At 71.8% G+C, this 19113-nt stretch carries 20 protein-coding genes and 1 pseudogene; 8 read left to right on the forward strand and 13 right to left on the reverse strand.

Features of this window, described 5'->3' with window-relative positions:
* On the reverse strand, positions 1-332 hold a 332-nt coding region (locus G3I19_RS22845), incomplete at its 3' end, for an acyl-CoA dehydrogenase family protein (protein WP_164265553.1).
* Positions 332-1549 (reverse strand): acyl-CoA dehydrogenase family protein, encoded by a 1218-nt coding sequence (locus G3I19_RS22850; protein ID WP_164265554.1) that lies wholly within the window; start codon positions 1547-1549, stop codon positions 332-334. The genes G3I19_RS22850 and G3I19_RS22845, both read right to left, overlap by 1 nt.
* A gap of 208 nt (positions 1550-1757) precedes the next feature.
* On the opposite strand from G3I19_RS22850, the gene G3I19_RS22855 reads away from it, so the two are divergent.
* Positions 1758-3287: an AMP-binding protein gene (locus tag G3I19_RS22855; protein ID WP_164265555.1), complete on the forward strand. Its 1530-nt coding sequence runs from the start codon at positions 1758-1760 to the stop codon at positions 3285-3287.
* 169 nt (positions 3288-3456) lie between these two features.
* On the opposite strand, the gene G3I19_RS22860 is transcribed toward G3I19_RS22855, so the two are convergent.
* The 6 genes from G3I19_RS22860 to G3I19_RS22885 form a co-directional block, all read right to left on the reverse strand.
* Positions 3457-4062: a hypothetical protein gene (locus G3I19_RS22860; RefSeq protein WP_164265556.1), complete on the reverse strand. Its 606-nt coding sequence runs from the start codon at positions 4060-4062 to the stop codon at positions 3457-3459.
* Positions 4062-4703 (reverse strand): hypothetical protein, encoded by a 642-nt coding sequence (locus G3I19_RS22865; protein WP_164265557.1) that lies wholly within the window; start codon positions 4701-4703, stop codon positions 4062-4064. Before G3I19_RS22865 ends, G3I19_RS22860 begins: the two co-directional genes overlap by 1 nt.
* Positions 4700-5521 carry a hypothetical protein gene (locus G3I19_RS22870; RefSeq protein ID WP_164265558.1) on the reverse strand — a complete coding sequence of 274 codons (822 nt, stop codon included), beginning with the start codon at positions 5519-5521 and terminating at the stop codon, positions 4700-4702. Before G3I19_RS22870 ends, G3I19_RS22865 begins: the two co-directional genes overlap by 4 nt.
* 59 nt (positions 5522-5580) lie before the next feature.
* Positions 5581-6993: a hypothetical protein gene (locus G3I19_RS22875; protein WP_164265559.1), complete on the reverse strand. Its 1413-nt coding sequence runs from the start codon at positions 6991-6993 to the stop codon at positions 5581-5583.
* Positions 6990-7286 carry a hypothetical protein gene (locus G3I19_RS22880; protein WP_164265560.1) on the reverse strand — a complete coding sequence of 99 codons (297 nt, stop codon included), beginning with the start codon at positions 7284-7286 and terminating at the stop codon, positions 6990-6992. The genes G3I19_RS22875 and G3I19_RS22880 overlap by 4 nt, the downstream gene beginning before the upstream one ends.
* Before the next feature lie 307 nt (positions 7287-7593).
* Positions 7594-7989, reverse strand: a complete 396-nt coding sequence (locus G3I19_RS22885; RefSeq protein ID WP_164265561.1) for an STAS domain-containing protein — start codon at positions 7987-7989, stop codon at positions 7594-7596.
* A 288-nt stretch (positions 7990-8277) separates the two neighbouring features.
* Between G3I19_RS22885 and G3I19_RS22890 the strand changes: the two genes are divergently transcribed.
* On the forward strand, positions 8278-8868 hold the full coding sequence (locus G3I19_RS22890; protein ID WP_164265562.1) for a sigma-70 family RNA polymerase sigma factor: 591 nt from the start codon (positions 8278-8280) through the stop codon (positions 8866-8868).
* Positions 8869-8921: 53 nt separating this feature from the next.
* Positions 8922-10088 carry a maleylpyruvate isomerase N-terminal domain-containing protein gene (locus G3I19_RS22895; RefSeq protein WP_343235181.1) on the forward strand — a complete coding sequence of 389 codons (1167 nt, stop codon included), beginning with the start codon at positions 8922-8924 and terminating at the stop codon, positions 10086-10088.
* A 9-nt stretch (positions 10089-10097) separates the two neighbouring features.
* Here G3I19_RS22895 and G3I19_RS22900 read toward each other — a convergent pair whose 3' ends face one another.
* On the reverse strand, positions 10098-10952 hold the full coding sequence (locus G3I19_RS22900; RefSeq protein WP_164265564.1) for an alpha/beta fold hydrolase: 855 nt from the start codon (positions 10950-10952) through the stop codon (positions 10098-10100).
* Positions 10953-11044: 92 nt separating this feature from the next.
* Between G3I19_RS22900 and G3I19_RS22905 the strand changes: the two genes are divergently transcribed.
* On the forward strand, positions 11045-12061 hold the full coding sequence (locus G3I19_RS22905; protein ID WP_239074691.1) for a LysR family transcriptional regulator: 1017 nt from the start codon (positions 11045-11047) through the stop codon (positions 12059-12061).
* 14 nt (positions 12062-12075) lie between these two features.
* On the opposite strand, the gene purU is transcribed toward G3I19_RS22905, so the two are convergent.
* Positions 12076-12927, reverse strand: coding sequence for a formyltetrahydrofolate deformylase (gene purU, locus G3I19_RS22910; RefSeq protein WP_164265565.1), 852 nt, complete (start codon positions 12925-12927; stop codon positions 12076-12078).
* A gap of 28 nt (positions 12928-12955) precedes the next feature.
* On the reverse strand, positions 12956-13402 hold the full coding sequence (locus G3I19_RS22915; protein ID WP_164265569.1) for a hypothetical protein: 447 nt from the start codon (positions 13400-13402) through the stop codon (positions 12956-12958).
* 170 nt (positions 13403-13572) lie between these two features.
* Between G3I19_RS22915 and G3I19_RS22920 the strand changes: the two genes are divergently transcribed.
* On the forward strand, positions 13573-14937 hold the full coding sequence (locus G3I19_RS22920; RefSeq protein WP_164265566.1) for an ABC transporter substrate-binding protein: 1365 nt from the start codon (positions 13573-13575) through the stop codon (positions 14935-14937).
* 116 nt (positions 14938-15053) lie between these two features.
* Here the strand turns inward: G3I19_RS22920 and G3I19_RS22925 are convergent, their stop codons facing one another.
* Complete coding sequence (locus G3I19_RS22925) at positions 15054-16169, reverse strand: hypothetical protein (protein ID WP_343235179.1); 1116 nt, start codon at positions 16167-16169, stop codon at positions 15054-15056.
* Positions 16170-16190: 21 nt separating this feature from the next.
* Here G3I19_RS22925 and G3I19_RS38330 point away from each other — a divergent pair, with 21 nt between their 5' ends.
* The gene (locus G3I19_RS38330) at positions 16191-16466 is read left to right on the forward strand and encodes a hypothetical protein (protein ID WP_343235180.1); all 276 of its coding nucleotides are present in this window, start codon (positions 16191-16193) and stop codon (positions 16464-16466) included.
* Positions 16467-16481: 15 nt separating this feature from the next.
* Positions 16482-16733, forward strand: a complete 252-nt coding sequence (locus G3I19_RS37640; RefSeq protein WP_239074695.1) for a hypothetical protein — start codon at positions 16482-16484, stop codon at positions 16731-16733.
* Positions 16734-17229: 496 nt separating this feature from the next.
* Here the strand turns inward: G3I19_RS37640 and G3I19_RS22930 are convergent, their stop codons facing one another.
* Entirely contained in the window at positions 17230-18618 is a 1389-nt protein-coding gene (locus G3I19_RS22930) for a transcriptional regulator (protein WP_164265568.1), read from the reverse strand.
* 258 nt (positions 18619-18876) lie between these two features.
* Here G3I19_RS22930 and G3I19_RS22935 point away from each other — a divergent pair.
* Positions 18877-19113 (forward strand): annotated as a pseudogene (locus G3I19_RS22935) (DNA primase); the annotation flags it as partial.

Raw genomic sequence — 19113 nt, forward strand, 5'->3', positions numbered from 1 at the left:
CCGTCCGACGCCGTGACGACGGTCCGCCCGGTGTCGGCCCCCGGCACCGTGCCCGCCGCGAGGTGCGTGGCGACCAGCGGCCCCGGCAGCAGCGCCCGCCCCGCCTCCTCGAAGACGAGCACGGCCTCGGGCAGCCCGAGCCCGACCCCGCCGTCCGCGTCGGGCAGCCGGAGCGAGAAGAGCCCGGCATCGCCCAGCTCCCGCCAGAGCGCCCGGTCGATGACCGGCCGCTCCACTGCTGCCCGCAGCTCGTCGCGGCCGAAGCGGCCGGCCAGCAGTTCCCGGAAGCCGGTGCGCAGGGCCAGTTGGTCGTCGGTGAGCCGGAAGTCCATCAGCGCTCCTTGGGGAGGCCGAGGATCCGCTCGGCGACGATGTTCTGCTGGATCTGCGAGGTGCCCGCGGCGATCGTGTACGAGAGCGAGGACAGCCGGTCCTGGTTCCAGGGGTGCGCGAGGTCGAAGGCATCGGGTCCCAGCACATCGGCTGCCGCCTCGTACAGCTCCTGTCGGGCCTGCGAGTAGCGGAGCTTGAAGACCGAGCCGCCGATGCCGGGCACCCCGAATCCGCCGCCGCGCCCGCCCGCGCCCCCGCCGCCACGCCCGCCGGCCGCTCCGCCGCCCTGCGACTCGCTCACGTTCCACTGGGTGAGCCGCCACAGCGCGGTGAACTCGGCGCCGAGCCTGCCGAGCCTGCGGCGCAGCTCCGGGTCGGCGTCCCAGCTGCCGTTGTCCCGTGCCGTACGGGCCAGTTCGCCCAGGGTGCGGCGGCAGGCGACGACCTCGCCGACGAAGGCGGTGCCGCGCTCGAAGGAGAGGGTCACCATGGTGACGCGCCAGCCGTCGTTCTCGGCGCCGACCCGGTCGGTGACCGGTATCCGTACGTCGTCGAGGAACATCTCGGCGAACTCGGTGGACCCGGCGAGCGTCCGCAGCGGCCGCACGGTCACGCCGGGGGCGTCCATCCGCATGGCGAGCCAGGTGATCCCGCGGTGCTTGGGCACCTCTTCGCTGACCGGTTCCGTACGGACCAGCAGCTCGCACCAGTCGGCGACCTCGGCGTGCGAGGTCCAGATCTTGGACCCGTTGACCACATAGTGATCGCCGTCCCGCACCGCCCTGGTCCGCAGCGACGCCAGGTCGGAGCCCGCGCCCGGCTCACTGAACCCCTGGCACCAGATCTCGTCCCCGCGCAGCACCGGCGGCAGCCAGCGCGCCCGCTGCTCCGCCGTCCCCTCGGCGGCGATCGTCGGGCCCGCGTGCAGCAGCCCGACGAAGTTCGCCCCGACGTAGGGGGCGCCGGCCCGCTCCGTCTCCTCCAGGAAGATCAGGTGCTGGGTGGGGGTGACGCCGCGGCCGCCCGCGTCGGCGGGCCAGTGCAGTCCCGCGTACCCGGCGTCGTACAGCATCCGCTGCCACGCCGTGTCGTACGCGCGCCGCCCCGGCCAGTCCAGTGGGTCCGGCGCGGGCGGCAGGGTCGGGAGCGCCTTCGCGAGCCACTGCTTCAGCTGCCCGCGGAAGACCTCTTCGTCCTCCGTGTACCTGAGGTCCATTACGGGAACTTCCGGGGCGGTTCGGTCATGGCATCCCTTCCGGTGTGTCCGACGGCCCGGGGATCGGGCATCCACGTACCTGATGGTCCGTCAGAAACCAGGCTAGCTCCGCCCCTCTGGACCGACAAGGCGCGGAGCTCTACGCTCTCGACACAATCTGACTACCCGTCAGCTACGGCTCACTGGTGAGCATGAGGGAGTTCGGGGCATGGATGAGACCGCACACGCACTGGGCGCCTCCCGCACACTGTGGGAGCTGGTGGGCCGCCGCGCCGGGCTGACCCCGGACCGGCCCGTCCTGCTCCAGGGCGACCGCACCCTGACCTTCGGAGAACTGCGCGACGGCGCCGAGCGGGCCGCCGCCGGCCTGTACGGGATGGGGGTGCGGCCGGGCAGCGTGGTCGCCTGGCAGCTGCCCACGCGGATCGAGACCGTGCTGCTCTCGTTCGCCCTGGCCAGGCTCGGCGCGGTCCAGTCGCCGGTGATCCCCTTCTACCGGGACCGCGAGGTCGGCTTCGCGCTGCGCGAGTCCCGTGCGGACTTCTTCGCCGTACCGGGCACCTGGCGGGGCCATGACCACACGGCGATGGCCGAACGGCTCGGCGCCCGGGGCGTGTTCGAGGTGTACGGCACGCTCCCGGACGGCAATCCCGGCGTACTGCCGCCGCCGCCCGCCGACGGCACCGCGGTGCGCTGGATCTACTGGACGTCCGGCACCACGTCCGACCCCAAGGGCGTGCTGCACACCGACCGTTCGCTGATCGCGGGCGGCTCCTGCCTCGCCCACGCCCTGCAGCTCACGTCGGACGACGTCGGCTCGATGGCCTTCCCCTTCGCGCACATCGGCGGCCCGGACTACCTGGTGATGCTGCTCCTGTACGGCTTTCCGGCCGTGCTGTTCGAGCAGTTCGCGATGGAGACCGCGCTGCCCGAGTACCGCAGGCACGGGGTGACGGTCGCGGGCGGCTCGACCGCGTTCTACTCGATGTTCCTCACCGAGCAGCGCAAGGTACCCGGACAGCGGCTGGTCCCCACCCTGCGGCTGCTGGCCGGCGGCGGGGCGCCGAAGCCCCCGGAGGTCTACCACGCGGTGGTACGCGAGATGGGTGTCCAGCTCACCCACGGCTACGGCATGACCGAGGTCCCGATGATCACCATGGGCGCCCCCGACGACACCGCCGAGAACCTCGCCACCACGGAGGGCCGTCCACCGGCCGGGATGGAGATCCGCATCGTGGACCCGGAGGGCAAACCGCTGCCCGCCGGGGCCGACGGCGAGGTCCGGCTGCGCGGCGAGGCGGTCTGCCAGGGGTACGCGGACCCGGCCCACGCGGCGGACGTCTTCGACGCCGACGGCTTCCTGATCACCGGCGATGTGGGCCATCTCAGGGAGACCGGCCATCTGGTGCTGACCGGGCGGATGAAGGACATCATCATCCGCAAGGGCGAGAACATCTCGGCCAAGGAGATCGAGGACCTGCTCCACCAGCACCCGGCCGTGGCCGACGCGGCGGTGATCGGACTCCCGGACCCGGAGCGCGGCGAGCGGGTGTGCGCGGTGGTCGAACGGCGCCCGGGCACCGATGACCTGACCCTGACCAGCATGTCGGCGTTCCTGCGCGGCGAGGGACTCTCCGTACACAAACTCCCGGAACAACTGGAGGTGGTGGACGCGCTCCCGCGCAACGACGCGCTGCGGAAGGTGCTCAAGTACAGGCTGCGGGAGCTTTACGGGTGAGCTGCAGGGCTGAGGGGTCAGGGACGGCGCGCCTCAGGGGCCGCAGAGCCGGACAGCCAGTGGGTCCACGAAGTCGGCACCGCGACGGTCTCCGCCGAGCACGCCGCCCCATCGGAACCGACAGTTGTGCCGAGTTGATGAGCCCAGGGCCCTCCCGGCTCGTATGGGCTCAGTCTGCCGCCGCGGAGCCCACAGTGACCGTCTGCGCGAGGCTGTCCGTCAGCGTGCACAGGGCGTCGGTGTGCGCGAGTGCTCGCCACGAAGTGAGCAGCACGAGGCCCCACTTCTCGTCCGGACAGATGCCGTAGGCGCAGGTCTCCATGACGGTGCCCGTCCCGTCCCGGTCGGCGTCCTGGACGTATGCGTGCCGCACCCGGACCGCGGGCCCGGCGGGGAGTGCCCGCAGCTCGGCCTCGGGTGGCCGGAGCGAAATGTCCGTCGGGGCGGCCAGGTAGCGGTGGAGCAGGTCCACGGTCACCGTGGGGTACGTCTCGTCGGCGACCAGCGCCGACAACTCGATGCGGGCCAGCTCGCCCAACTGCGGCGTGGGGACGTACGAGAGCGCCGTAACCGGCCCGCGGTCGCGCGAGTCCAGAGCAGCCGCACGCAGTTCGGCGGCGAGCGCCTCGATCAGCCGTCCGTCGCCTTCGGGTCCCACCCGCAGCCGGGCCGCGTCAGCGGCCCATGCGTCCAGGTCGACCAGTTCGCGTACCGGCAGCGAGACGGCGTCGTCCGGCGCCTGCATACGTACCGTGGACGCGGAGTACTCGGGCATCAGGCCATCCATTGCAGAGTGCGGGCGATCGAGTCGAAGAGTGTCACCAGCGCCTCCGCCAGCGGCTCCATCGACGTCGGAGTCGGGGTGGAGAACGAGAGCAGCAGGCGCTGCTCGCTGTTCGGCACGGCGAGGTAGAGGTCCAGGTGTGTGAGGGGCAGCTTGTTGCCGTCCGGGTCGTCGGCCGTGGGGTGTTGACGGTGGAGATGGCGCACGGCCGGGCCCGCGGGCAGGTCGGCCATGGTGACGTCGGCGCCGCGGGCCCCCAGGGACAGAGCGATGTCGGACAGGGCCCCGGCCACGGTGCCCGGCGGCGGCTGCAGGACGGTGACCACCAGGCCGGCGGACACCGGCACCTGCCCGATGATCTGGTTGACGACGTACATCTCCACGCCGCCGTTCGCGTGCGCGGCCTCGGCCTGCTTCCGGAGCCGGTCAGCGAGCGCGGCTTTCAACTGCGGGGTGGCCTTAGTCCGGCGCAGCCCGCGGTTGACCAGCTTGTCGATGCGGTGGGTCCAGCGGTCGGGGTCGAGGACGATGCGTTCCCAGCCTTCGGGGACGGCTATGCGGTAGTCGGAGGGAGGTGTGGTGGCCGTGCGGACCATGTCCGGTGTGCTGCCTGCTCCGGGAGATGCGGTCACGTCGTCGTTCCACCCGCTCGGTCGATGATGTTCCGCCGCGGCCGCACCCGGCCGACGACGGCGGCGCAGGCCGGGGCCAGAAGAAGTACAGCAGCGGCGCCCAGGGACACAGCGGTCTCGGCGGTGTCGCCGATGTCGGACTTCGAGCCGAGGAAGGGACGGTAGTGGCCGGACGGGTCGACCACAGCGGTGCTTTTGGCACCGACCCGGTCAGCGCAGTCCTCCCTGTTGTGGAACACCTGATGCACGGAACCGTCCTGCAGCCTGACTCGGCAGTGGGTCTGGCGAGTCCCGTGGGCCCACTGGTGGCTCGGCGCGGTGATGATGGCCGTCTGCTCCACTCCGCGCAGCTGCAGATACCACTCCTGGCTGGTGTAGGAAGCGACAAAGACCAGGACGAAGTACGCCGCCACCGTGAGCCACCGCAGGGCCAGGCCCCCGTGGGACGCCCGGGTCCCGAGTGCCGCGAGGATGACACCCACTCCGCAGAGCACCCCCACCAGCAGGGAGAGGCCGCTGCCCAGTACGAGGGTGGACAGCAAGCACACGACGCACCCGGCGACGGCGACGACGAGCAGTCGCATCCACGGCCACACAGCGGTCCGCCGTGCCGGCCCCTCGTCGTCACCGGGACGTCGTGGATCAGACTTGGCGGTGAACTCGGACAGGACACCGCGTACTCTCCGCATGCCGCCCTCGCCGTCGGCGATACGGCGCAGTTCCGGCAGCCCCATGCCGATCTCTTCCAGCGTCCGCCGCCCGTCCTCCGGCAGCTCCGCGAACAGATCGTCGACGGTTCGCTCGTCCTCACTCGCCACGTGGTCCTTGCTTTCCTTGCTTTGTGATTCTGCTCCGCGGTGTTCCGCAGCCGACCGGGTCAGCCGCCGTCCCCGGGTGTACTCCAGCGCCAGTTGTAGAACGGTATGCCTCCGGCCCCCAGTCCTGGAATCTCCTTCACCCTGCCCAGGCCGTCCGGCCCGGTCAACCACGACTCCCCGTCACTGATCGGTGCCAGATTCGACCAGCCGGCCGCGAGCGGCAGGGTCTGGCTGCCGATGAAGAGGCTCTTGCCGTAACCCGCCATGCTCTTGAACGAGGAGCCCGTGATCTGCGCGAGCTTGGGGGCACCCTCGGTGACCAGGCTTTCTTCGCCGGGCAGCTTCCCCGCGGCGATCCTGATGTCGTTGACGTAGGTTTTGGCGTTCAGGGACTCCTTGACCACAGAACGCATCCGCGGCAGCAGTTCGGCGGGCCCCTCGGCGAGCGCCTTGCCGATTTGACCAGGTTTGATCCCGTTGAGTGCCTCGCCGAGTCCACGGGCAGCCGCTGGATTCAGCCCGATGTCCCGTGCCAGCTGCACGTCCTTGACGGCGGCGGACCCCCGTGCGGCCACGGATGCCTCCTTCGCCGCGGTGCCGAGCAGCCGACCGGCGCCGAACGACATCACACCGATCGCGTCGATGGCGACGTCCAGCCAGGTGCCCTTGCCGTCGAGGGCCGATACGGTGTCGCAGACCAGCGCGACCACCGATGCGATCAGAGCCAGCGCCGCGAGAACCTCACCGAGTACCGGCACCCAGCTCAGCACGAGGGCCAGCACCCCGAGGATGGCCGCTGCCACGCCCGCCCAGTGACCGATCTTCGCGACCCAGTCCTCCACGCTGTCCCACCAGTGGTGCTTGGGATCCTTCAGCCCGTCGTGGTCGACGGCGTCGTGGATGGCCGACTTGGCGTGACCGGCCTGGGTGTCCCGGTAGGACAGCGCGTGCCGAAGGTCCGTCTTGGCGTCCTCCAGGTCCGAGTCGGCCGACTCCTTCTGTTTGTGCAGCTTCTGCTTGTCGGGGTGGGCATCATGACCGGGATGGTGGTCGATCTGCTTCTGGCAGTGGCTGCTGTCCGCGTCGGCGGACTTGGCCTTCTTGAGCGCCGTACGGACCAGCGTCTGGGCGTGGTTGAGGGCGGTGGCCCAGTTCTCCCGTTTCTCGTCGGAGGCGGGTTCGGGGCCCACCGAGGAGCCGAGGGCACCTGCGGCGGTCGCGTAACGCCGGTGCGACTTGGTGAGCAGTCCGACGGTTTCCGCGGTTTTCTTCGTGAACTCACGCCCGGCGTCGGAGTCCCAGCCGTTGCCGTCGACCAGATTGTGCAGCTTGGTGGCCTGGTCCTGGATCAGGGCAGCCGTATCGGCGATGCGTTTGCCGAGCCGTGCCACCTCGTAGGGGTCGCCCGGGGTGAATTCCTTGTCGTCGTAACGGGCCGTCTGCCAGTCGACACCTGAGAAATCGTCGCTCACTTGCCCTCGCCGCTCTTCTTCGGCTCGGACTTCAGCAGGGCCTGGGCGAGGTGCTGGTCGAGGCCGTCGTATGCCTTCGCGGCCGCGCCGGCCGTCTTGCCGAGGAACTCCAGGCCGTCGCAGAGCTGCTTGCGCTTCTTCTTCCAGTCGTCCGCGAAGTCGTCGAGCGCGTCCGCCACGTCACCCGATCCCATCTCCGCGTCGTAGGAGTCGACCAGGTCCTTGGCGCCCTCGAAGTGAGACTTCAGCTTTGCAACCGACCGGCTGATTTCCCGCAGTTCCGATGTGGACACCGCTATGTGATCCGCCACTCCGACCCCCGTACTCGTGCTTCCGACAAGCCGTCCCATCTCTCGTCCGGCTCATTTGCCCAGGAGCGGCCACGCATACTGTCCTTCATCGGCTTTCGCTCCAGCAACCAACCGGAAGCAAAGGCGCCATGTCACAGGGGTGTGCAGCGAGCTCGGCGCCGTAAAGTCGTCAGCCGGCCCGCCCGCAGAGCCGCCCAGCACGCTTCTGGAGTCGGGGGAGGCAGCCGGGTCCGGTTGCCGGGGACACCGGGCCTTCCGCCGTACCCCACCCGAGCACCCCGGCGCCCCGTTACGCCGAGATCGGCTGGGCGTCGTCCGCCGTGGCGTCCTGTACGTCCGCGTACACCTCGAAGAGGCGCCGGACGCCCAGCGCCGCCAGCACCTTGTTCACATGGGCGGCGCCGCCCCGGCCCGACATGCCGCCCACCTCGCCGCCACCCGGCAGGATCAGCCGCAGCCGGCCCTGGCAGGAGCGCATCAGCCTGCGGGCCGCGATCAGTACGCCGACCCCGCTGGAGTCGCAGAAGACCACGTCCGAGAGGTCGAGCACCACGTCGTGGCAGCCGACGGCCACCGCGTCATGGACCCGCTGCCGGACCTCGGGAGAACTCACGAGGTCCAATTCGCCCGATATGCGCAGGACGAGCCATGCACCGCGTTCGGCTTCGATCACGTTCAGCATCACGGGACTGGACCTCTCCGCTGTCGGTCTGCCGGTCCGGAAAGATCCGGAAGTTTGCGTTCCACTCGGGCGGCTGCCCCGTTGGTCCCCCATGAAACACCGTTCCCACCATAAACACCCAGGCGATTTCAGACAGAAAAGCTCCTATTCAGCCATCCCTGCGCGACCGCGTTCCGGGGCGTCTCTACCACTACGGGCAGCTCCGGGGCCGCACTTGGTGCAAAGAGACGCACTTGTCGGCGCCTGCGGTTACTGTCGAATGGGACGAGGGGCAGATGTTTGGGGGGCCTGATGCCGAAGGACGCGCCACCCCGGTGGGACCGCAGGATGCAGCAGCGGCTCGCGCGGGGCGAGGCAGCCGCGCTGGGTGAGCTGTACGACAGGTTCGCCTCGCTCGTGCACAGCCTGGCCCACCGCGTGCTGGACGACGACGACGCGGCCGACCGCATCACCCGCGAGGTCTTCGTGCATGTCTGGGAGCACCCGGACGAGTACGAGCCGAAGCACGGCTCCATGCGCTCCTGGGTCGCCACCCTCGCCCACCGCCAGGCCGTGGAGCAGCTGCGCACGGCCGAGACGGCGTCCCTCGCCGCCCGTGGCGAGAGCACCACGGAGGAGACGGAAGAGCTGGAGCAGAAGGTGCGCAAAGCATCGGCGGCGGCCCGCGCCGACTACATCGTGACCTCCATGCCCGCGCCCCTGCGCGCCGCGCTGGAGCTCGCGTACTTCCAGCGCAGGGACTACCGGCAGACCGCGGCCGACCTCGGAGTCACCGAGGACGAGGCGCGGCGCAGGCTCCGGCTCGGGCTCCAGCTGCTCTCCACGGCCAACACCCGGACCGCCGACGGGGTCTCACCGCCCGGATACGGCCGTGCCCTGTGACGGGGCCGGCCGAGGAACCGGCCGGACGTCCCGATGAGGACCTTCCGGCGCGGATACCGGGACCACGCGGAGCCGCCGACGACCTGGCCTTCCTGCCGGCGCCGCCGGTGAAGCTCTCGCACCGGGTCCTGAAGTCGCTGCTCGGCGCCTGGGCGCTGGTGGCCTGCTCCCCCGAGGAGACCGAGGCGGTCGAGGACCACCTCACGGACTGCGCGCCCTGCGCGGACGAGGCCCTGCGCCTGCGGGACGCCGTGTCGCTGCTGCACACGGAGCGGAATCTGGACCTGGACCCGCTGCTCAGGTCCCGGGTGCTCCAGGGCTGCCTGGGCCGCAGGCCGGCCCGGATCCCGGTCCCCGTGTGGGCGGCGCCGTACGACGCGGAGACCGCCAGGCTCGACGCCCTGCTGAACGACTTCGGCAAGGCCGAATGGCACGCCCCGGTCAGGCTGAAGTGGTACGAGGGCGAGCAGGCCGCCTCCCAGCGGACGACCGTCGCCGGTGTCATCGGCCATCTGCTGACCGTCGACGGCCTGGTCGCGTCCGCGCTCGGCCTCGGCGACGACCCCGACGGCACCCTGGGCGCCGAGCCACCGCTCTCCCCCGCCGAGCGCACCCGGCGGTACTGGGCGGCACTCGCCACGCCCCCTGACCGTACGATCCGCGAGCCGTGGCGCGAGCAGAGCCACACCCTGATCCGTACGGTCTCCTTCGCGGGCCAGGACGCCCCGGCGACGGCCGTACCGTACGGGGAGTTCAGCCTGCCGCTGCGGGACGCGCTCCTGGACCGGGCCTTCGAGTGCTGGGTGCACGCGGAGGACATCGCGGACGCGGTGGACTATCCGTACGACCCGCCGGCCTCGTCCCACCTCAACCTCATGATCGACCTGGCGGCCCGGATGCTGCCCGCCACGCTGGCCGGCCGCCGCCGCTCCGGCCTGGCGAGCCCGCCCCGCGGCCCGGTCCCGGAAGGCCGGCCGGGCCGTTCACTGCGGCTGGAGATCGAGGGCGCGGGCGGCGGCGACTGGTACATCCCGCTGGACTCCCCGGCCGCCACGGGCTCCCCGGACCACTCCGTGGCCCATGTAGCGCTGGACGGCGTGGAGTTCGGCCGGCTGGCGGCAGGCCATGTGGAGCCGGAGGAGGCGGTCGCCGGGCAGGAGGGAGACCGCGAGGCGATCCGGGACGTACTGTTCGCGGCGGCGGCGCTCAGCCGGATGTGACCGGGGGGCTCACGACAGCAGAGCCTCGGCAAGCTCACCGGGCCGGGCCGCGAACGGGCTGTGGCTGCCCGGGAGGGTGCGCACGGTGAACGGGCTGCCGGGCATGGCCCGGTCGGCTTCCGCCACCATCAGATCCTGCACGGCCGTCGGCAGCGCCCGGTCGTCCGCGCAGCGCAGGAAGGTCCGCGGGACGCGCCCCCACCGTTGCGGGGTCACGATGACCGGGGTGGCCGGGATCGCCAGCGGCAGATCGGGGCTCAGTGCCGAGCGCCAGCGGTCGAAGCGGTCCAGAGCAGTGTCGTGGTAGTGGGTCTGCCGCAGCTCCTCGACGTAGGCGGGATCCTGCGAGAGCGGGTTGATCCGCACGGCGCCCAGTTCGCCGGGGTCGCCGAGGCTGAGACTCCGGCCCCGTGCCGTGGCGTTCTCGGGCGAGCCGAGATAGTCGGAGAACCGGGGCCGTCCGGCGGGTACGAAGGCCGAGAGGTAGACGATCTCGTCGACGAGTCCGGGCACGCGCTCGGCGGCCAGTGACGCGGGGCCGCCGCCCGCGCTGTGCGCGACGAGCACGACACGACGGTGGCGGCGGGCCTGGCGCAGCGTGTCCAGCACGGCCTCGGCACTGTCGTCCATCGTCACCGTGGCGAGCGCGGACTTCTCGGTCAACAGGCCCGGCTGGCCCGGCCGGAGGTATCCGGTGGGCAGGGGCGCGTCGAAGCCGTGCCCCGGCAGATCGACGGCCATGCTCGCGGCGCCGAGTGCGGCGAGTGCGCGCTGCGTCGCCGCCCACTGCCCGGAGCCGTGCCAGGCACCGTGCACGAAGACGAAGACGCTGTCTGTGGACGAAGAAGCAGTCGAAGCAGTCATGACCGCATTCCACGCGACCCGACCCCGATCATCCAGTGAGAGATCTGACAAGCTGGCCGACGATACCTGCGAGATATGACTGGGGGCCTGACATGGAGGCGCGGCACCTGCGGTACGCACTGACCCTCGCCGAGCACGCGCACTTCGGCCGGGCGGCCGGTGCTCTGGGCATCGCACAGCCTCCGCTGTCCAAGCAGATCGCCGACCTGGAACGGGAAGTGGGCACCCGCCTGTTCGATCGCACCCGCCAGGGGGTGTTTCCGACGGCTGCGGGCGCGGCCTTCCTCTCCCGGGCCCGCCGGGCGCTCGACGAGATCGCGGCGGCCTCGGTCGACGCGGCCAGGGCGGCGCGCGGCGAAACGGGACGGCTGCGCCTGGGGTTCATTGCCTCGGCGCTGCTCGAACCCCTGCCGGACGTCCTCGGCCGGTTCGGCCGCGAACGGCCCGACGTGCGGCTGGAACTGCACGAGATGGCGACCAGGCGCAGCACGGCTGCGCTCGTCGCCGGCGAGCTGGACGTGGCGATCGGCCTCGGCCGGCCAGGGGGCGTCGGGGCCGAGCAGCTGGTCTCGGTCCCGATCGGACACGACCACCTGGTCGCGGTCGTGAGCAGTACGCATCCGTACGCGGGTCAGGCGTCGGTGGACGTGGACCGGCTGCGGCGACAGCCGCTGATCGTCGCGCCCGCGGAGGACGAGCCCGCCGTCGCCACCGGGCTGCGGGCTCTCCTGGGCAAGGAGTCCCCGGCGCTCTCCGGTGCGACCGTCGCGAGGGACATCCACACCATCATCGGCCTCGCCGCCTGCGGGGTGGGCGTCGGTCTGGGGCCCTCTCGCATGCTGACGGCCCCACGCAGGGGCACGTGGTTCTGCGAGGTGACCCCGCGCACGCCGCTGCCCGATCTGGTCCTGTCCTTCAGCGCCCGGGACCGTTCCCCGGCACTGAATGCCTTCCTCGACGTCATCCGCAAGAACTGCCCCGAGGTCGGCGCCGCGCTCGACCACCGGCTCGGACCGCTCGGGCCACTCGGACCGCTCGGACCGCTCGGACCGCTCGGACCGCTCGGACCGCTCGGACCAGAGGGGGTACCGCCCGCCGCAGCCGTATGACAGGTCCGGGGGCCCTACGTGAACACCACCGTGCGGTGGCCGTTCAGCAGGATCCGGTGCTCCGCGTGCCACTTCACCGCGCGCGCGAGCGCCTGGCACTCCACGTCGCGCCCGATCGCGACCAGCTGGTCCGGGGTGACCTCGTGGCCCACCCGTTCGACCTCCTGCTCGATGATCGGCCCCTCGTCGAGGTCGGCCGTCACATAGTGCGCCGTCGCCCCGATCACCTTCACGCCCCGCGCGTGCGCCTGGTGGTACGGCTTCGCGCCCTTGAAGCTCGGCAGGAAGGAGTGGTGGATGTTGATGATCCGGCCGTTCAGCGCCTTGCAGAGGTCGTCCGAGATGACCTGCATATAGCGGGCGAGCACCACCAGCTCGACGTTCTCCCTGCGGACCAGGTCGAGCAGTTCGGCCTCGGCCGCCGCCTTGTTGTCCTTCGTCACCGGGATGTGGTGGAAGGGAATGCCGTACGAACCGACCAGCTCGGCGAAGTCCGGGTGGTTGGAGACCACAGCGGCGATCTCGACGGGCAGCGCGCCCGTACGGGACCGGAAGAGCAGATCGTTCAGGCAGTGGCCGAACTTGCTGACCATCAGGACGATCCGCATCCGGTCCTCGGCGCGGTGCAGCTGCCAGTCCATGGCGAAGGAGTCACCGACGGCGGCGAAGCTGGCCCGCAGCTTCTCCAGGGACACCGGCTGCTCGGCCGTGAAGTGCACCCGCATGAAGAAGAGGCCGGTGTCCCGGTCCCCGAACTGCTGGCTGTCCTCGATGTTGCACCCCGTGATGAACAGATAGCTCGACACGGCATGCACAATGCCCTGTTTGTCCGGGCAGGAGAGCGTGAGGACGTACTGGTCGGTCATGACAGCAGGGTGCCACAACCGTCCGCCGTCAGGCGGCCCTGGTCACGATGCGGAGCACCTCCAGGGTGCGCGGCGCCACGTCCGGGTCGTCACCGTCGGCCCCGGCCAGCCGCACATGGGCCTCCCGTGCGGCCCGTACCGCCTCCGGCCAGCCATGGTGCTCCATATAGACCGATACGGGAGCATCCGCCCCGACCTGGTGCATGATGCGCAGTACGCGCAGCACGGCCACGTCCACGAGGGCGGCCTCCCCGGAGTCCCGGAAGACCGTCCCGACGTACTTCTCGGCGGACCAGTTGTCGAGCCAGGTGTCCTCGACCAGCCGGTACACGGCGTCGGTGACGTCCCCGTACTCCGGGCGGCCCGCCAGCCAGCACTCCTGGTGGAAGGCGGGATCGGAGAGCATATGCAGCGCGGAGCGCACATTGGCGCGCCAGCGCCACCACGGCATGTCAGTCAGCGGCATGCCGTCCATGGTGGTGGAGCGACGGCCGCGGCGGGAAGCGTTCGGGGAAGCTTGCACGATTTCGATCGTACGTTCCCGGTGGGCGGAGCCTGCCGGACCCCCGCAATTCACCCGGCCGTCACCCAGCGTTGACGGCGGGCCACCGTCGCGTTACCCGTCGGACGGCAGGGTTACCGACCATGACCGGTTGGCCACGCTCCCTCACCGTCCTCGCGCTCTGCACAGCCGTCGGAGCCCCCTCCCTGCTCACCGGCTGCGGCGCGGCGTCCGGGGAGCCGGACGGGTCCAGGGACACCGTCACCGTGATGACCTGGGCTCCCGAGTCCACCAACGCGACCAATATGCCGGGAATGCCGGCCATGGCCGCCGCCTACGCCCGCTGGGTCAACGCCGGCGGCGGTGTCGACGGCCACCGGCTCCGCGTCCTCACCTGCAACGACCACAACGATCCGGTCGGCGCCGGAGCCTGCGCCCAGCGTGCGGTCAAGGAGGGCGTGGCCGCGGTCGTCGGCTCGTACAGCGTCTACGGCCAGTCGTTCATGCCGACGCTCGAAGCGGCGGGCATCCCGTACATCGGCGGATACGGCGTCTCCAGCGAGGAGTTCCGCTCCGCGCTCTCCTACCCGGTCAACGGCGGCCAGGCGTCCCTGCTGGCGGGCAGCGGCCGCCTGCTCGCCCGGGACTGCGAGCGGATCGCGCTGGTCAGGCCGGAGAACGTCGACGGCGACGAACTGCCCGTCCTCCTCGACGCCGGCCTGGCGGAGAGCGGCCGGGGCCCGGCCACGGATATCCGCACCACCGAGGACGCGGGCGAGTACGGGGCACAGGCCGCCGCCGCGCTCAGGGCGGTGGGCGCGGGGCCGGGTACCCCGGCGGGCGGCAGCGGGATCGGTGGCGGGAGCGGCAGTGGGGCCGGCGGTGACACCGGCGGTGGGGCCGGTGTCCGGGCCAGCAGTGGGACCGGCGCGGGGTGTGTGAGCGCGGTGCTCGGCGGGCGTACGCAGACGTTCGTCGACTCGTTCCGGCGGCAGGAGGGGTCCGGCCGGGCGGTGCGGATCGCCTCCGTGCTCGGCAGTGTCGGACAGGGGCTGGTCGACAGCACGGGCGGCAAGGACGGCCCGTACGAAGGCGCTTACGTCACCGGCTGGTACCCGGTCGCGGGGGATCCGCACTGGCAGCCGATGCGCGACGTGATCGACAAGTACGCCTTCGACGACAACAGGATCGACCCCGCCGACGCCGGTGCGGAGACCACCTGGATCGCGTACACCGTGCTGAGAGAGGCGATCGAGTCGCTCGGCAAGGACCACATCACGGCGGACGACCTGACCCGGACGCTCGACGGCGGACTGGCCGTGCAGACCGGCGGGCTCACGCCCACCCTGCGGTGGCGGTTCCAGGACATGCTGGCGTCACGGGACTTCCCCCGGCTGGTGAACCACCGGGTGACCTTCCAAGTGGTGCGCGGGGGGCGGCTGGTGGCCCTGCGGAAGGGCGCGGTGGATGTGGGACCGACGCTGGAGAAGGCGTCGCTCACGGAGTGAGCCGGGGCGGTCCTGCCGTTCGTCGGCGGGGCGATCGCGACCGCGGCTGTCCGAATGCGGCGGCCCCGGCGGAGACTCCTCGTACTGCCTCCGCCTGCGCCTCCGCCTGCCCGGCGTCAGAGCTGGTCGCTCCTGCGCTGCGTCAGGCTGTACTTGTCCGCGATGGCGTTCCACAGCGTCGACGCCTGCTTCTTCGCCGCGGTGGCCTGGCCGCTGGCCGCGTCCCCACGGCCGGCCGCCGCCGTCCGCTTGGCGTGGCCGTGCTTGCACTCCTTCTTGCTGTTGGCCGCGACGGCGTGGGCCCAGGCCGCGTACTGCTCGTCGGCGGTCGCCGACGCGTTCCACGCCGTGGTCAGCGCACCGGTCAGCTTCGCGTGATCCGGCAGCTTGTCGACCGAGAGCGTGCCGAGCCTGGTCACCAGCTCGTGGCGCTGCTTCGCCGCCCCGCGCAGGTCCGATGCCGCCTTGGGCAGGTTCTGGCAGGAGCGGATACTGCCGACCGCCGCGATCACCGCCGAGCGGCTGTTGTTGCTGTCGGCGAGCAGCTTGTCGAGCGCGACGGCCTGCGGCTGCGCCGGGTCCTTGGCCGGCTCGGGCGTCTTCGAACCTTCGGTGGCGGTGGCGCCCACGGGCTGCTTGTCGTCCTTCTTGTCCGAGCCACCGCTCAGCAGCGCGCCCGCCCCGAGGCCGACGACGGCGCAGCCGACGACGACAGCGGCGATGAGCGGCGTACGGGACGACTTGCGCCGCCCCCCGGCTCCGCCTCCGGCACCGGCCCGGGAAGCCGGCTCGGGCTCCGGGGCGTACTGCGGCGCCTGCGCGCCGGGTTGCTGCTGCGGCCGGCCGTACGGGTCGCTGCCGTACGGGGCGCTGCCGTACGGGGGCGGGGAGTCGAAACGCGGCATCTGCTGTGTCTCGCCGGCCGGTTGGGGGCCTGCTCCGTTGTCCGAACGGAAGAGGCTGTCGAACTCGGCGGGCGGCTGCCGGTCCTCGGGCGCGCCGGGTCTGATGCCGTAGGGAGCACCGGAGGGGGCGGCCGGAGCGGCCGGGACCGGCGGCAGGAACTGCGTGGGGTCCGCGTCGGACCCGGCGGCGGCCGGGGCGGGCCCCGACTGGTGCTGGTAGCCCAGGTACTGGGTGGACTCCGACGGGTTCCCGGGCTGCGCGGGGACCGGGGCGATGAACTGCGTCGCGTCGCTGTCGCCCGCGCCCGGAACGGCCTCGGGGGGCAACGGCTGAGCGAGCGAGGGGGTTTGCTGCGCGCCCGAACCCTGCGCGGAGTGCCGGCCGTACTGCGGTTGCCCCTGCTGGGACTGGCCCTGCTGCGGATACTGCTGTCCCTGCGGGGCGGGCGCGCCGTGCTGCGGAAGCGGGTGCCCGGGGCCGCCCGGCTGGGCGGCGGGGGGCAGCGGCTGCGACGCGGGCGGCTGCTGCTGCTGGTACGGCAGTTGCTGCGGCGGCTGCTGGTACGGGAGCTGCTGCGGCGGCAGATGCTGCGGGAACTGCGGCGGCTGCTGCTGATGCTGTGACTGCTGGGGCGGCTGATGCTGCTGGTGCTGCGGCTGCTGAGGTATGTGCGGCGGCTGCTGCTGGGGCGGCTGAGGTCCGCCGTCCTGCGGTCCCCAGGGCTGGCCCCACGGCTGGCCACCGGCGGGAACCGTGTGCTCGCCCGCGACTTCCGGGATCCACGGACCGCTCCCGTCGGACGGCAGTACGACACCTTCGTGCGCGCGCCGCACAGCGGGAAGCTGCGGCTCGTCGCCCTGTCCGTTCTGCGTCACCGGGACTCCTACTAACACGTGGACCTACGGAATCGTCGGTTCACGCTACCGGGTGAAAGGACGCGTCTGCCACGGGGCGGCGGATGGGGGTGTGCGATGTAACACATGCGCGGTGCCCGGCGCTGTACTTGGGGCGGTGGACGCCTGCGTACGAGCCGGAGTGGCTTGTTCTCGCCCCTGCCGTACACCAATCCCACAGCCCGCACACAGACCGGCCGGGCCGCTCAGGACTCGGCGGCCAGGGCAGGAAGCGGTGGTCGGACCGGCCGGGCAGGACCGGCCGGTCCGGCCGGTCCGGCCTGGGCGAAGGCAGGGCCGAGACGGCGCACAGGCAGGACGGAGACAGGACGCAGGCAGGGCGGAGGCAGGGCGGTACGCAGTCGTCCGCGCACCGCCACACCTCCGCCGCCTGCTCCGACTCCTGCTCCGATCCGACTCCTGCTCCGACTCCTGCCCAGGCGCGGGCTCCCCCTCCCACCCGCCGTGCGCTACGCCGCCCACCCGCCGTGCGCTACGCCGCCCGGATGTCCATCCGTGCCCCCAGCTCCCGGACCACCGGCTCCTCCGCGAACGGCTCCAACCGCCCCCGCAGGTCGTCCAGATAGTCCGCCCCGCGGCCCGACCGCACCGTGCCCAGCAGCTCCACCGCGCGGGTCCCCGTCCGGCACGCCTGTTCCACCTCACGCTGCTGGAGCTGCGCCGTGGCCAGCAGGACCAGGCCGATCCCCCTGCGCCTGGTCTTCGTCTCCGGAAGGCCCGCCAGGGCCTCCTCGGCCCGGCTCGCGCCCGCCGCCCCCTGGCCCAGGTCGCGGTGGCAGTGCGCCAGCTCGTCGGCGAGATACGCGCCGTCGAAGTGGGCGATCCACTCCGGGTCGTCGCCCGCGTCCGTGGCGGACTCCGCACGGTCCATCGCCGCCAGGGCCCTCCCGGCCACCTCATCGGCCGCACGGGCGTCCCCCATCAGCGCGTGGCCGCGCGCCTCCGCCGCGTAGAACATCGACTCGGCCCGGGGTGTGACCCGCCCGCGTGCGCCCTCCTGGGCCGCCCGCGCCAGCTGCGCGATCTCGCGCGGGGTGCCCAGCTCGGCGGCTAGATGGCTCATCGAAGCGGCCAGCACATAACCGCCGTAGCCGCGGTCGCCCGCCGCCTGGGCCAGCCGCAGCGCCTGGATGTAGTAGCGCTGGGCGAGGCCCGGCTGGCCGGTGTCGACCGCCATGTAACCGGCGAGTTCGGTCAGTCTGGCGACCGCGGCGAACAGCTCCCGGCCCACCCCGTCGCGGTACGAACCGGCCAGCAGCCCGGACACCACGCTGTTCAGGTAGTGCACGACGATCGGCCGCACATGGCCGCTGCCGAACTGGTGGTCCAGCTCGGTCAGCGCGGCGGTCGTCGCCCGCACCGCCTGCACGTCGGACGGCCCGACCCGCGCCCCCGCGGCCCGCGCCACCTGCGCGTCCGCCCCGGTGATCAGCCAGTCCCTGCTCGGCTCGACCAGCGCGGACGCGGCGACCGTGGAGCCGGAGAGGAAGTCCCGCCGGCCCACATCGCTGCGCCACAGCTCACAGACCTGCTCGATCGCGCCGAGCACGGTCGGCGAGAACTGCAGGCCGACCCCGGAGGCCAGGTTCTTCCCGTCGGCCATCCCGATCTCGTCGATCGTGACCGTACGGCTGAGTTTGCGGCCCAGCGCCTCGGCGATGATGCCCGGCGCCCGGCCGCGCGGCTGCTGCCCGCGCAGCCATCGCGCGACGGACGTCTTGTCGTAGCGGAGGTCGACACCTCGCTCCGCCCCCACCATGTTCACGCGGCGGGCGAGGCCGGCGTTGGAACAGCCGGCTTCCTGGATGAGTGCCTGCAGCCGTTCATTGGGCTGACGGGCGACGAGCGGCCTGGCGGCCATGAATACCCCCTGAGACGTGCGGCGATCACTGATCCGGTCGGGTTGATCACTGCCCGGGAAATGTCGGGAGAATGCGGTGGAAGACGGGAGTAATCCCGGCATTCTCCTTGCACCCCGCTGAGGAATACCCGTTCCGGGGGGTGCATTCGCCTGCGCGCCCCCGCCCATGCCTCCATGCGCCCCACATGCCGTCAAACCGCTGCTCTGCCCCGCCTGTTGACCCCGTAACCCCAGGTGACGGCGGGAGTTGAGCTGTTCGTGAAAGAGACCACCACGGGCACGCAGGCCGCACCGATCCCCCGGCAGCGCACAGAACCGCTGCTGGACAGCGCCGTACGGTACGCGGAGGAGCGGCACTGGGACGTGCTCCCCGGCACCTGGCTGGAGGCGGTGGCGGGCGTCGAGCGGTGCTCCTGCGGCGACACCGCGTGCCCCGCGCCCGGCGCACACCCCACGCGCCCCGACTGGGCGGCGGAGGCCACCGGCAGCGCAGTC

Source organism: Streptomyces sp. SID10853 (assembly GCF_010548145.1).
In the GTDB taxonomy this organism is placed as follows: Bacteria; Actinomycetota; Actinomycetes; order Streptomycetales; family Streptomycetaceae; genus Streptomyces.